The following is a 13,050-nucleotide window of genomic DNA, read 5'->3' as shown; positions in this document are numbered from 1 at the left end:
CGGCCGCTAGAAGCTTAGCGAAGACTCGATGACGCGCACACATAGCGCCATCAGGCCGCCCGGCAGTATGCCCAGGACCAGGAGAGCCAGGCCGTTGAGCGACATCAGGCCACCAGGCAGCACCCCGTTGGGCGTCGACAGCGTCTCGCCCTCGGGCTCGTCGAAATAAGCCATCTTGACGATGCGCAGGTAATAGAAAGCGCCAACCAGAGAGAACAGCACCGCCACGACCGCGATAGACACATAGCCTGCGCCCACCAGCGCCTGCAGCACCGCCAGCTTGGCATAGAAACCCACCATCGGCGGAATGCCGGTAAGCGAGAACATCGAGACCAGCAGCACGCCCGCCAGCACCGGACTGCGTTGATTCAGGCCCTTGAGGTCGGAGATACGCTCGCAGTCGAAGCCCTTGCGGCTAAGAAGCAGGATCAGGCCGAAGGTGGACAGCGTAGTCAGCACATACGTCAGCATGTAGAACAAGGCCGCGCCATAGGCCTGGCCGGTTGCGGCGGCCTGGTCCTGGACCACGCCCGAAAGCAGCCCGAGCAGCACGAAACCCATGTGCGAAATGGTCGAATACGCCAGCATGCGCTTGAAGTTGGTCTGTACGATGGCGGTCAGGTTGCCGATGGCCAGCGACAGCACCGCCATGATCAGCAGCATGGGCTGCCAGTCGAGCGCCACGCCGTGCAGCGCCTCGGTCAGCAGGCGCAGCACAATGGCGAAAGAAGCGAGCTTGGGCGCGGCACCCAGAATAAGCGTCACCGAGGTGGGCGCGCCGTGATAGACGTCGGGCACCCACATGTGGAAAGGCACGGCGCCCAGCTTGAACGCCAGGCCGGCAACCACGAACACCACGCCGAACACCAGCGCCAGGCGGCTTGCCTCGCCGGCTGCGATGGTTTGTGCAATAAGCGCCAGGTCAAGATGGCCCGTCGCGCCGTAGATCATGGAAAGACCGTACAGCAGCACGCCCGACGCCAGCGAGCCCAGCACGAAATACTTCATGGCCGATTCGACCGCGGGCATATGGTCGCGGCGCAGGGCGATCAGGGCATACAGCGCGAACGACATCAGCTCGACGCCCAGATACACCGTAAGCATGCTGCCGGCGGAAATCATCACCATCTGGCCCAGCAGGGCAAAGAGGGTCAGCGTGTACAGCTCTCCGCCGTTGCCCAGCATGTCCCGCTCTTCGGCATACGAGCGGCCGTAGATCAGCGTGACCGCCACAGCGATGTAGGACGCGATCTTCAGCAGATGGGACAGCGGGTCGACCACATACAGGCCGTGGAAGGTGGACCCGGCCACGCCGTTGGACCACTGCAGGGCACTGACCACGGTGACCGCCAGCAAGGCGCCCAGGCTAAGCACGAAAGTCAGGTGGCGTTGCGCGGTCTTGGAGAAGGCGTCGATCAGCAGGATCGCCGCGGTAAGGACCAGAAGCAGAATCTCGGGCAGCGCCAATGCGAAGTGAAAATGATTTTGCATAGTGATCCAGGCCTACAGTTTCGAAATGGAGACGTGCTGCAACAAGGCCTGTACCGACACATGCATGACGTCCGTGAACGGTTTGGGGTGTATGCCCATATAAAGCACCATGACCGCCATGATTCCCAGGATGAAGAACTCGCGGGCGCTGAGGTCGGGCATGGCCCGGACATTGTCGTTGCCGATCTCGCCGAACGCCACGCGCTTGAGCATCCACAGCGAATAGACCGCGCCCCAGATCAGGGCCGTGGCGGTAAGCAGGCCGATCCAGAAGTTGTACTCGACCGCGCCCATGATGACCGTGAACTCGCCCACGAAACCGCTGGTGGCCGGCAGGCCGCTGTTGGCCAGAGAAAACAGCACGAAGAAAGTGACGAAGCGCGGCATGACGTTGATCACCCCGCCATAGTCGGCGATGCGGCGCGTATGCATGCGGTCGTACAGCACGCCGATGCACAGGAACATGGCCCCCGACACAAAGCCGTGCGACACCATCTGCACGATGGCGCCTTCCATGCCGGCGGTGTTGAACAGGAAGAAGCCCAGGGTGACGAAGCCCATGTGGGCGACCGACGAATAGGCCACCAGCTTCTTCATGTCGTCCTGCACGATGGCCACCAGGCCGATGTAGATGACGGCGATCAGCGACAGCGCGATCATCAGGCCCGCCAGGCTATGCGAGGCGTCGGGCGCGATGGGCAGTGAAAACCGCAGGAAGCCGTATGCGCCCAGCTTGAGCATGATGGCCGCCAGCACCACCGAGCCGCCCGTGGGGGCCTCGACGTGGGCGTCGGGCAGCCAGGTGTGCACCGGCCACATCGGCACCTTGACCGCGAAAGCGGCCAGCAAGGCGATGAACACCAGCACCTGCGCGGTCTGGCCCAGCGGCAGCTGGTGCCAGGTAAGAATGTCGAACGAACCGTCGGCCGCATGCCACAGGTAGATGAAGGCGACCAGGGTCAGCAGCGAACCCAGCAGCGTGTACAGGAAGAACTTGAACGCCGCATAGACGCGGTTGGGGCCGCCCCACACGCCGATGATGAGGTACATCGGGATGAGCGTGGCCTCGAAGAACACGTAGAACAGCATGCCGTCGAGCGACGAGAACACGCCCACCATCAGGCCCGACAGAATCAGGAAGGCGCCCATGTATTGGGCGACGCGCTTGGTGATGACCTCCCAGCCGGCCAGCACCACGATCACCGTGATGAAGGCGGTAAGCAACACGAACCACAGCGAGATGCCGTCGATGCCAAGGTGATAGTTGACGGCGAAGGTCTCGATCCACGGCGTGTTCTCGACAAACTGCATGTCGGCCGTGGCCGGATTGAAGCCCGTGTACAAGGGCAGCGTGACCAGGAAGCCCAGCACGGATCCCGCCAGCGCCAGCCAGCGCGTGAACCCCGGCCGATCGTCGCGGCCCAGAAGCAGAACCAGCAGGCCGGCGACGATCGGCACGAAGATCGATAGAGTCAGCCAGGGAAAAGTTGAAGACGCCATATCGCTAGCCATCAGTGAACCGTCAGCACGAAAAAGGTTAAGAACGCCATGATGCCGATGATCATGGCAAAGGCGTAGTGATAGATGAAGCCCGACTGCAAGTGCCGGCTGACGGCCGCCACCCAGCCGACGACCTTCGCGCTGCCGTTCACGACGATGCCGTCGATGATGCCGCGATCGCCGCCCTGCCACAGGCCGCGGCCCAGGCACAGCGCCATGCGCGACACCACCCGTTCGTTGAACCAGTCGGCGTAGTATTTGTTCTCGAGCAGGCCGTAGACGCCCGACAGGCTGCGGCGCAGGGCCGCGGGCACCGCCGGATTGATCATGTAGCAATACCAGGCCACGACCAGGCCGGCGACCACCAGCCAGAACGGCACGGTAACGAAGCCGTGCAGTGCAAAGGCCAGCCAGTCGTGCCAATGAGCGGCCAGCTCGGCCATGGCCGGATGCTGGGCCAGCACCGTGATGGAGCCGTCGAAGAAGCCGCCAAACAGCATGGGGTCGATCAGCAGCGCGCCCGCGATCACCGAAGGAATCGCCAGCAGGATCAGGGGCAGGGTCACCACCCAGGGCGACTCGTGCGGCACGCCGCCATGGTGGCCGTGCTCGTCGGCGTGGTCATCGGCGTGGCCGTGGCCCGTGGTGTCGAACCTTTCCTTGCCATGGAAGACCAGGAAGTACACCCGGAACGAATACAGCGAAGTGACGAACACGCCGATCAGGGTGGCGTAGTAGGCAAAGCCCGCGCCCCACACATTGGCCGCGCCCGCCGCCTCGATGATGTGCTCTTTGGAATAGAAGCCCGCGAAGAAAGGCGTGCCGACCAGGGCCAGCGTGCCCAACAGGAAGGTGATCCAGGTAATGGGCATGTACTTGCGCAGGCCGCCCATGTTGCGGATGTCTTGGTCGTGGTGCATGCCGATAATGACCGAGCCGGCCGCCAGGAACAGCAAGGCCTTGAAGAAGGCGTGGGTCATCAGGTGGAAGACCGAGACCGAGTAGGCTGAAGCCCCCAGCGCCACGGTCATGTAGCCCAGCTGCGACAAGGTGGAATAAGCCACCACCCGCTTGATGTCGTTCTGGATGACGCCCAGTATGCCCAGGAACAGCGCACCGATGGCGCCGATCACGATAATGAAGGACAAGGCCGTGGAAGACAGCTCGAATACCGGCGAAAAGCGCGCCACCATGAAGATGCCCGCCGTCACCATGGTGGCCGCGTGGATCAGCGCCGAGATGGGCGTGGGGCCTTCCATGGAATCAGGCAGCCAGCTGTGCAGCGGAACCTGCGCCGATTTGCCCATGGCGCCCACGAACAGCGAGATGCAGGCCACGGTAACCAGCTGCCAGTCGGTACCGGGGAAAGGCAGCGTGGCCAGCTTGTCGGTCTGCTCGAACACCTGGCCGTAGTGCATGCTGCCGGTATAGGCGAACAGCAGGCCTATGCCCAGGATGAAGCCGAAGTCGCCCACCCGGTTGATGACGAAGGCCTTCATGTTGGCGAAGATGGCCGTGGGGCGCTTGAACCAGAAGCCGATCAGCAGGTACGAGACCAGGCCCACGGCTTCCCACCCGAAGAACAGCTGCAGCATGTTGTTCGACATGACCAGCATCAGCATCGAAAACGTGAACAGCGAAATATACGAGAAGAAGCGCTGGTAGCCGGGGTCGTCGGCCATGTAGCCGATGGTGTAGATGTGCACCATCAGCGACACCGACGTCACCACCACCATCATCATGGCGCTGAGCGAATCGATCAGAAAGCCGATTTCGATCTGGATGTCGCCGATGGCGTTCCACAGATACACGGTGCCGTCGAAGGTCTGCCCGTTCAGCACCTGGAAGAGCACGACGATCGAGCCGATGAAGGAAACGAGTACACCGAGAATGGTGATGCAGTGCGCGGCGCTTCGGCCCACGAAGCGGCCCATGAAGCCGGTGCCGAACAGGCCCGTGATCAGGGCCCCGACCAGCGGCGCCAGCGCAATAACGAGATAGAGACTGATTGAACTCATAGTATCGGTAATCCCATCAACCCTTAAGCTGGTCTAGTTCTTCGACGTTGATCGTATTCAGGTTGCGGAACAGCAGCACCAGGATGGCCAGGCCGATGGCCGCCTCGGCCGCCGCGACCGTCAGGATGAAGAAAACGAACACCTGGCCCGACATGTCGCCGAACCACGTGGAGAACGACACGAAATTGAAGTTGGCGGCGAGCAGGATGAGCTCGATCGACATCAACAGAATGATGAGATTGCGACGATTCAGGAAAAATCCGAATACACCCACGGCGAACAGAATGGCGCCCAGTATCAGGTAGTGAGCCAGCGTGATTGTCATTTCGTGTCCTTGCTGCTTGGTTCGGTCTGCGACGGAATGCTGACCAGGCGCAGGCGGTCGGAAGCGCGCACGCGCACCTGCCTGGAGGGATCGGTGCGCTTGACGTCGCGGCGCTTGCGCAGGGTCAGGGCAATGGCCGAGACCATGCCCACCAGAAGGATGACGGCGCCCACCTGTACGGCAAAGACATACTCGCCGTACATGAGGCTGCCCAGCGCGTGCGTGTTGTTGAAGTCGGCGCCCATGTCGGCCGGGGGCCCGAAGCCATACCACAGCGACACCAGCACGAAGGCCAGCTCGAGCACCATGATGAGCCCGATGATCGAGCCCATGACCATATAGGTCTTGAAGCCGCGCCGCAGGCTTTCCATGCGTACGTCGAGCATCATGACGACGAACAGGAAAAGCACCATGACGGCGCCCACGTAGACCAGGACCAGCAACAGGCCCAGGAACTCGGCGCCGGCCATCACCCACAGCATGGACGATGTGAAGAAGGCCAGGATCAGGTGAAGCACGCCGGTGATCGGGCTGGCCGCGGCGATGACGCGAATAGCGGCATACACCAGCACGAACGAAAGAAGGTAGAACAGGACGGAATAAAAGGTCATGGGTTCGGTCCCGATGTCAGCGGTAAGGCGCGTCGGCTTCGCGCCGGCGGGCGATTTCTGCTTCGTAGCGGTCGCCGACCGCCAGGAGCATGTCCTTGGTGTAGTAAAGATCGCCGCGCTTCTCGCCGTGGTATTCGTGCATGTGCGTCTCGACGATGGAATCGACGGGACAGCTTTCTTCACAGAAACCGCAGAAAATGCACTTGGCCAGGTCGATGTCGTAGCGCGTGGTGCGGCGCGAGCCGTCTTCGCGCTCGTGCGATTCGATGGTAATGGCCAAGGCCGGGCAAACCGCTTCGCATAGCTTGCAGGCGATGCAGCGCTCTTCGCCGTTGGGATAGCGGCGCAGCGCGTGCAGCCCCCGAAAACGCGGCGACGCAGGCGTTTTTTCCTGTGGGTAGCGCAAGGTGACCTTGCGCCGGAAAAAATACTTGCCGGTCAGGCGCATACCCTTGAGCATCTCGGACAGCATCAGGCTGCCGAAGAAATCTTTGATAGCTTCCATATCTAGCCCCAGTCAGTCTATTGCCATATGTTCCAAGGCGTCTGCATCCAGATCGCCACCACCAGCAGCCAGACGCCGGTCACGGGGATGAACACCTTCCAGCCCAATCGCATGATCTGGTCATAGCGATAGCGCGGGAAGGTCGCGCGGAACCATATGAAAAGCGAGACGACGCAAAAAGTCTTGATTCCCAGCCACAGCCAGCCCGGCACCCAGGTAAAGGGCGCAAAGTCGAACGGAGCCATCCAGCCACCCAGGAACATGATGGAGGCCACCGCGGACAGCAGGATCATGTTGGCGTACTCGCCCAGGAAGAACAGCGCAAAGGCCGTTCCCGAGTACTCGACCATATGGCCGGCCACGATCTCGGACTCGCCTTCGACCACGTCGAAGGGATGGCGGTTGGTCTCGGCCACGGCCGAAATCACGTAGATGACGAACAGCGGCAACAGCGGCAGCCAGTTCCAGGAAAGAAAGGTCAGGCCGCGGTCGGCGAACCAGCCGCTGCCCTGCCCCAGCACGATCTGGCTCATGTTGAGCGAGCCGGACACCAGCAGCACGGTCAGCAGCACAAAGCCGATCGCCAGTTCGTAGGAGATCATCTGGGCCGAGGCGCGCATGGCGCCCAGCAAGGCGTACTTGGAGTTGGAGGCCCAACCCGCCACGATGACGCCGTACACACCCAGCGAGGTGACCGCCATGATATACAGCAGGCCGGCATTGACGTTGGACAGCACCAGCTCGGGACCAAAAGGTATCACGGCCCAGGCCGCCAGCGCCGGCATCAGGGTGACCACGGGAGCCAGCAGGAACAACACCTTGTTGGACTTGCTGGGCAGCACCAGTTCTTTGGTAAGCAGCTTGAACACGTCGGCGAACGGCTGCAGCAGGCCCCGGTAGCCGACCCGGGTCGGCCCCAGGCGCACGTGCATGGCGCCGATCATCTTGCGTTCCCAATAAGTAAGATAGGCCACCATGAGGATGACCGGCACTGCGACGACCAGCACCTTGACCAGCGTCCACACCACATACCAGGCGGTCGGACCGATCAGGCCGCTGCCGAAGGCTTCCAGTTGATTCAACCAATCCATTTAGGCACGCTCCACCGTAATTTCGCCAAAGGAGGACCCCAGCGGCAGGGTCTCGGCAAACGCCGTGGAAATCCGCAGGGCGCCATCCGCCACCGCGGGATCGAGTTCGGCCTTGAGCGCGGCCTCGCCATGAGCCGAACGCACCCGCACCGCATCGCCATCGTGCAGCCCAAGGCCTTGCAGCGTGGCTGCGTTCATGCGGGCGGTGGGCGCCCGTGAAGCGGCCGTTTGCTGAAGCGGCTCGGCGCGCCGCACCAGGGCGTCGCTGCGATAGATGGGCACGTCGGCGACGCGCTGCAGGCCCTGCGCGCCCTGCCCAAGGCCGATCGGCCCAGTAACCTGGTTGGACAGGCGCTCTTGGATGCCATCGACCAGCACGGTGTCGCGCACCGTCTCGGAGGTTTCGTCATCGAAGCCCGCAAGCTGGAACAGATTGCCCAGAACACGCAGCACCTTCCAGGCGGGACGGGTATCGCCATAAGGCGCCGCGGTGCCCTTGAAGCTTTGCGTGCGCCCTTCGGCGTTGACGAAGGTGCCCGAGGTTTCGGTGAACGGCGCAATGGGCAGCATGACGTCGGCCCATTCGGCCGCAGCTGAATGGAAGGAGGTAAGCGCCACCGCGAACTGAGCGTTCTTGAGCGACTGAACGGCTTGCGCGCCATGGTCGGAATCGAATGCCGGCTCGGCGTGCAGCACCACATAGCCCTTCAGGCCTTGTCGCAGCATCTGCTCGGCGGTCAGGCCGCCGGCCTGGGGCACGGCGCCCGCAAGATAGCCGCCCACCGTGTTGCCGCCGGGGGTAAGGAAGCCGAGGCGGCCGCCAACGGCTTGCGCCAGCGCCTGGGCGTTGGCGGCGATAAGAGCCGCCTCGGGCGACGACACCGCCATATTGCCCAGCATGACGGCCACCCTTTCGCCACCCGCCAGGCTTGCGGCGATCTGGCCGGCCTGCTCGGAAGGCTGGACCGAGGCGAACGCTTCGGGCACTTCTTGCTGGTTGGCCTTGGCCCAGGCGACCAGCACCTGCGCCAGGGCGTTGGGGATGCCGGCCGGCGCCACGGTCTGGCGTGCGGCGACCGGGAACAGCGGATCGTCGGCCGCACTGTCGATGAAGGCGATGCGCGTGCCGTGCTTGGCGGCCTGGCGCAAGCGCTGGGCCAGCAGGGGCTGGTCTTTGCGCAGGAAGGAGCCGATCACCAGCACGCGGTCGAGCCTGGAGAATTCTTCGATGGACATGCCCAGCCAGGGCACGCCGGGCAAGGCCGAATCAAGAGCCGGATCGTTGCAGCGCAGGCGGAAGTCGACATTGTCGGAGCCCAGGCTGCGCGTGAGCCGGGCCAGCAAGGTCAGCTCTTCGACCGTGGCCGTATGCGCGCCGATGGCACCCAGCTGCTCGGCGCCATGCTCTTCGCGCACCTGGTTCAGGCCGCGCACGACGGCCTGCAGCGCGTCGCTCCAGGAGGTCTCGTGCCATTGCCCCGATGCGTCGCGCACCATGGGATGGGCCAGGCGGTCTTCGGTGTACAGGCCGGTATAAGAGAAGCGGTCGCGATCGCTGATCCAGCACTCGTTGACTTCTTCGTTCTCGAACGGCACAACGCGCAGCACGCGGTCGCCCTTGACCTGGACCACCAGGTTGGCCCCCAGGCTGTCATGCGGGCTGACCGAGCGGCGGCGGGCGAGTTCCCAGGTGCGCGCCTCGAAGCGGAAGGGCTTGGAGGTAAGCGCGCCCACCGGGCACAGGTCGATCATGTTGCCGGAAAGCTCGGATTCGACCGCCCGCCCCACGAACGAAGTGATCTCGGAATGCTCGCCACGGTGCAGCATGCCCAGTTCCATGATGCCGCCGATTTCCTGGCCGAAACGCACACAGCGCGTGCAGTGGATGCAGCGGGGCATTTCTTCGGCCGAGATGAGCGGGCCCATGGGCTTGTGGAACACCACGCGCTTTTCTTCCTTGTAGCGCGAAGCCGATTCGCCGTAGCCCACGGCCAGATCCTGAAGCTGGCACTCGCCGCCCTGGTCGCACACGGGGCAATCGAGGGGGTGATTGATCAGCAGGAACTCCATGACGCTTTTCTGGGCGGCCACGGCTTTTTCAGAGCAGGTGTGCACGACCATGCCGTTGGTGGCGGGCGTGGCGCAGGCCGGCATGGCCTTGGGCGCCTTCTCGACCTCGACCAGGCACATCCGGCAGTTCGCGGCAATGGAGAGCTTCTTGTGATAGCAGAAATGCGGCACGTACAAGCCCAGCTTGTGGGCCGCATGCATGACCATGCTGCCCTCGGGGACTTCAACCTTGTTGCCGTCTATGGTGAGTTCAACCATTAGCTTGTCCTGACCCTACAGATATTTGGGCACCACGCAGCTCTTGTGCTCGATGTGGTGTGCGAACTCGTCGCGGAAATGCTTGATGAAGCTGCGCACCGGCATGGCGGCCGCATCGCCCAGGGCGCAGATGGTGCGCCCCATGATGTTGGAAGCCACGGAGTCGAGCACGTCGAGGTCTTCAGGGCGGCCCTGGCCGTTCTCGATGCGTTCGATCATGCGATACAGCCAGCCCGTGCCCTCGCGGCACGGCGTGCACTGGCCGCAGCTTTCTTCGAAATAGAAATACGACAGGCGCATCAGCGACTTGACCATGCAGCGGGTCTCGTCCATGACGATGACCGCCCCCGATCCGAGCATGGAGCCGGCCTTGGCGATGCCGTCGTAGTCCATGGTGGTCTGCATCATGATGTCGCCCGGCAGCACCGGAGCGCTGGAGCCTCCGGGGATCACCGCCTTGAGCCTGCGCCCGCCGCGCACCCCGCCCGCCAGTTCCAGCAGCTCGGAGAACGGCGTGCCCAGGGGCACCTCGTAGTTGCCGGGAAGCTCGACGTCGCCGGACACCGAGAACAGCTTGGTGCCGCCGTTGTTGGGCAGGCCCGTCTCGAGATAAGCCTGGCCGCTGTTGCGGAAGATCCAGGGGACGGCGGCAAAGGTCTCGGTGTTGTTGATGGTGGTGGGCTTGCCGTACAGGCCGAAGCTGGCCGGGAACGGCGGCTTGAAGCGCGGCTGGCCCTTCTTGCCCTCGAGCGATTCGAGCAGCGCGGTTTCTTCGCCGCAGATGTAGGCGCCATAGCCATGGAAGGCATGCAACTGGAAGCTGAAGTCGGAGCCCAGGATGCGATCGCCCAGGAAGCCCGCTTCGCGCGCCTCTTCGAGGGCTTCTTCGAAACGGTCGTAGATTTCGAAGATCTCGCCGTGTATGTAGTTGTAGCCCACGCTGATGCCCATGGCGTATGCCGCGATGGCCATGCCTTCGATCACGATGTGCGGATTGAAGCGCAGGATGTCGCGGTCTTTGAAAGTACCGGGCTCGCCTTCGTCGGAGTTGCACACCAGGTACTTCTGGCCGGGCAGATTGCGCGGCATGAAGCTCCATTTGAGGCCGGTCGGAAAGCCCGCGCCGCCACGCCCGCGCAAGCCGGAAGCCTTGACCTCGGCAATGACGTCCTCGGGCTTCATGCCGGTGGTGAGGATCTTGCGCAGGCCCTCGTAGCCGCCGCGTTTCACGTAGTCTTGCAGGCGCCAGTTGCTGCCGTCGAGATCAGCAACGATCTGGGGCTTGATGTGCCGGCCATGGAAGATCATGCTGCGCGGCAGATCGCCGCTGGGGGCCGCTTCGAGCCCTTGCGAAAACTGGCTGAGTATTTCCGGAGCGTTCATGCCGATTCTCCGTGCCGTTTGAGTTCGTCGATCATGGCGTCGATTTTTTCAGGGGCCATGCGCACGCACATATGCTTGTTGTTGACCAGCAGCACGGGCGAATCGCCGCAAGAGCCCATGCACTCGCCTTCCATCAGGGTAAACAGGCCGTCTTCGGTGGTTTCATGGAAGCCGACGCCCAGCTTCTGGCTGAGGTATTCGGCGGTTTTCACGCCGTCGCGCAAGGCACAGGGCAGATTGGTGCACACCGTGATCTTGTAGCGCCCCACCGGCTTGGTGTTGAACATGTTGTAGAAGGTCGCGACCTCTTGTACCGCGATGGGCGGCACCTGGAGGTAGTTGGCGATGTCTTCGATGATGCCGGTCGAAACCCAGCCTTGCTCGTCCTGGGCGATGGCAAGCGCCGCCATGATGGCCGATTGCTTCTGATCGCCGGGGAACTTGGTCAATTCCCTATCGATTTTTCGGTAGGCTTGTTCGGAAAGCAGCATAATTTGAATCCGGTTTATACCTGGTTTGGGCCTGTTGGCACTAAAAGGCCCTAACGGTCGATTTCGCCGAACACGATGTCCAGCGTGCCAATGATGGTGACGGCATCGGCAATCATGTGTCCGCGCGACATCTCGTCGAGCGCCTCGAGGTGCACGAAGCCCGGCGCCCGGATTTTCAGGCGATACGGCTTGTTGGCGCCGTCGGACACGATATAGGTGCCGAACTCGCCCTTGGGGTGCTCGACCGCCGCATAGGCTTCGCCCCGGGGCACGTGCATGCCTTCGGTAAACAGCTTGAAGTGGTGGATGAGGTCTTCCATGCCCAGCTTCATGCGCTCGCGCGAAGGCGGCGCCACCTTGTGGTTGTCGATAATCACGGGCCCCGGGTTGTTGCGCAGCCATTCGACGCACTGTCGGATGATGCGGTTGCTTTCACGCATCTCGGCCACACGCACCAGATAGCGGTCGTAGCAGTCGCCATTGGTGCCCACGGGGATATCGAAGTCGAGGCGATCGTAGACCTCGTAGGGCTCCATCTTGCGCAGGTCCCATTCGATGCCCGAGCCGCGCAGCATGGGGCCGGTAAAGCCCAGCGCCTTGGCCCGCTCGGGGTCGACCACGCCGACATCGACCAGGCGCTGCTTCCAGATGCGGTTATCGGTCAGCAGTGTTTCGTATTCGTCGACGCAGGCGGGAAAGCGATTGGTGAAGTCTTCGATGAAATCGAGCAGCGAGCCCGAACGCGCCTCGTTCATGGCCTTGAGCTCTTTGTCGCCGCGGTACTTGCTGCTTTCGCCAAACTGCGGCATGGCGTCGGGCAGGTCGCGGTACACCCCGCCAGGCCGATAGTAGGCGGCATGCATGCGGGCCCCCGAGACAGCCTCGTAGCAGTCCATCAGGTCTTCGCGTTCGCGGAAGGCGTACAGGAACACCGCCATGGCGCCCACGTCGAGCCCGTGCGAGCCGATGGACATGAGGTGATTGAGGATGCGGGTGATCTCGTCGAACATGACGCGGATGTACTGCGCTCGCAGCGGCACCTCGATGCCAAGCAGCTTCTCGATGGTCATGACGTAGGCGTGCTCGTTGCACATCATCGAGACGTAATCGAGGCGATCCATGTAAGGCAAGGCCTGCAGATAGGTCTTGTGCTCGGCCAGCTTCTCGGTGGCGCGGTGCAGCAGGCCGATGTGCGGATCGGCGCGCTGGATGACTTCGCCGTCGAGCTCGAGCACCAGGCGCAGCACGCCGTGCGCCGCCGGATGCTGGGGCCCGAAGTTCAGGGTGTAGTTCTTGATTTCTGCCAT

Annotated in this window: 11 protein-coding genes; all 11 read right to left on the bottom strand. The window is 62.8% G+C overall.

Annotated features, from left to right (window positions below):
* Window positions 1-6 precede the first annotated feature (6 nt).
* From nuoN to C7440_RS05495, 11 genes are read right to left on the bottom strand one after another with little or no spacing between them, the layout of a single operon-like run.
* Window positions 7-1,491 (bottom strand): NADH-quinone oxidoreductase subunit NuoN, encoded by a 1,485-nt coding sequence (gene nuoN / locus C7440_RS05545; protein WP_116517743.1) that lies wholly within the window; start codon window positions 1,489-1,491, stop codon window positions 7-9.
* Window positions 1,492-1,503: 12 nt separating this feature from the next.
* A complete protein-coding gene (locus C7440_RS05540; protein WP_116517980.1) occupies window positions 1,504-3,006 on the bottom strand; it encodes an NADH-quinone oxidoreductase subunit M in 1,503 nt (500 codons plus the stop codon).
* Window positions 3,003-5,009, bottom strand: coding sequence for an NADH-quinone oxidoreductase subunit L (gene nuoL, locus C7440_RS05535; RefSeq protein ID WP_116517742.1), 2,007 nt, complete (start codon window positions 5,007-5,009; stop codon window positions 3,003-3,005). Before nuoL ends, C7440_RS05540 begins: the two co-directional genes overlap by 4 nt.
* Window positions 5,010-5,025: 16 nt before the next feature.
* Window positions 5,026-5,334 (bottom strand): NADH-quinone oxidoreductase subunit NuoK, encoded by a 309-nt coding sequence (gene nuoK / locus C7440_RS05530; protein WP_017524981.1) that lies wholly within the window; start codon window positions 5,332-5,334, stop codon window positions 5,026-5,028.
* Entirely contained in the window at window positions 5,331-5,945 is a 615-nt protein-coding gene (locus tag C7440_RS05525; RefSeq protein ID WP_017524980.1) for an NADH-quinone oxidoreductase subunit J, read from the bottom strand. The genes nuoK and C7440_RS05525 overlap by 4 nt, the downstream gene beginning before the upstream one ends.
* Window positions 5,946-5,961: 16 nt before the next feature.
* Complete coding sequence (nuoI, locus tag C7440_RS05520) at window positions 5,962-6,450, bottom strand: NADH-quinone oxidoreductase subunit NuoI (RefSeq protein WP_017524979.1); 489 nt, start codon at window positions 6,448-6,450, stop codon at window positions 5,962-5,964.
* A 17-nt stretch (window positions 6,451-6,467) separates the two neighbouring features.
* Complete coding sequence (nuoH, locus tag C7440_RS05515) at window positions 6,468-7,541, bottom strand: NADH-quinone oxidoreductase subunit NuoH (protein ID WP_116517741.1); 1,074 nt, start codon at window positions 7,539-7,541, stop codon at window positions 6,468-6,470.
* Window positions 7,542-9,869 (bottom strand): NADH-quinone oxidoreductase subunit NuoG, encoded by a 2,328-nt coding sequence (nuoG, locus tag C7440_RS05510; RefSeq protein ID WP_017524977.1) that lies wholly within the window; start codon window positions 9,867-9,869, stop codon window positions 7,542-7,544.
* A 15-nt stretch (window positions 9,870-9,884) separates the two neighbouring features.
* The gene (nuoF, locus tag C7440_RS05505; RefSeq protein ID WP_017524976.1) at window positions 9,885-11,252 is read right to left on the bottom strand and encodes an NADH-quinone oxidoreductase subunit NuoF; all 1,368 of its coding nucleotides are present in this window, start codon (window positions 11,250-11,252) and stop codon (window positions 9,885-9,887) included.
* Complete coding sequence (gene nuoE, locus C7440_RS05500) at window positions 11,249-11,743, bottom strand: NADH-quinone oxidoreductase subunit NuoE (protein WP_017524975.1); 495 nt, start codon at window positions 11,741-11,743, stop codon at window positions 11,249-11,251. Before nuoE ends, nuoF begins: the two co-directional genes overlap by 4 nt.
* A gap of 50 nt (window positions 11,744-11,793) precedes the next feature.
* Window positions 11,794-13,050, bottom strand: a complete 1,257-nt coding sequence (locus tag C7440_RS05495) for an NADH-quinone oxidoreductase subunit D (protein WP_017524974.1) — start codon at window positions 13,048-13,050, stop codon at window positions 11,794-11,796.

Source organism: Pusillimonas noertemannii, from assembly GCF_003096595.1.
Taxonomy (GTDB): domain Bacteria; phylum Pseudomonadota; class Gammaproteobacteria; order Burkholderiales; family Burkholderiaceae_B; genus Pusillimonas; species Pusillimonas noertemannii.
The sequence above is the reverse complement of the archived record's forward strand: the minus strand, read 5'-3'. Positions and strand labels throughout refer to the sequence as shown.

Excerpts from the sequence above, each read along its gene's own strand:
- nuoN (WP_116517743.1), bottom strand. The coding sequence starts at position 1,491 with ATGCAAAATCATTTTCACTTCGCATTGGCGCTGCCCGAGATTCTGCTT.
- nuoL (WP_116517742.1), bottom strand. The coding sequence starts at position 5,009 with ATGAGTTCAATCAGTCTCTATCTCGTTATTGCGCTGGCGCCGCTGGTC.
- nuoK (WP_017524981.1), bottom strand. The coding sequence starts at position 5,334 with ATGACAATCACGCTGGCTCACTACCTGATACTGGGCGCCATTCTGTTC.
- C7440_RS05525 (WP_017524980.1), bottom strand. The coding sequence starts at position 5,945 with ATGACCTTTTATTCCGTCCTGTTCTACCTTCTTTCGTTCGTGCTGGTG.
- nuoI (WP_017524979.1), bottom strand. The coding sequence starts at position 6,450 with ATGGAAGCTATCAAAGATTTCTTCGGCAGCCTGATGCTGTCCGAGATG.
- nuoH (WP_116517741.1), bottom strand. The coding sequence starts at position 7,541 with ATGGATTGGTTGAATCAACTGGAAGCCTTCGGCAGCGGCCTGATCGGT.
- nuoG (WP_017524977.1), bottom strand. The coding sequence starts at position 9,869 with ATGGTTGAACTCACCATAGACGGCAACAAGGTTGAAGTCCCCGAGGGC.
- nuoF (WP_017524976.1), bottom strand. The coding sequence starts at position 11,252 with ATGAACGCTCCGGAAATACTCAGCCAGTTTTCGCAAGGGCTCGAAGCG.
- nuoE (WP_017524975.1), bottom strand. The coding sequence starts at position 11,743 with ATGCTGCTTTCCGAACAAGCCTACCGAAAAATCGATAGGGAATTGACC.
- C7440_RS05495 (WP_017524974.1), bottom strand. The coding sequence starts at position 13,050 with ATGGCAGAAATCAAGAACTACACCCTGAACTTCGGGCCCCAGCATCCG.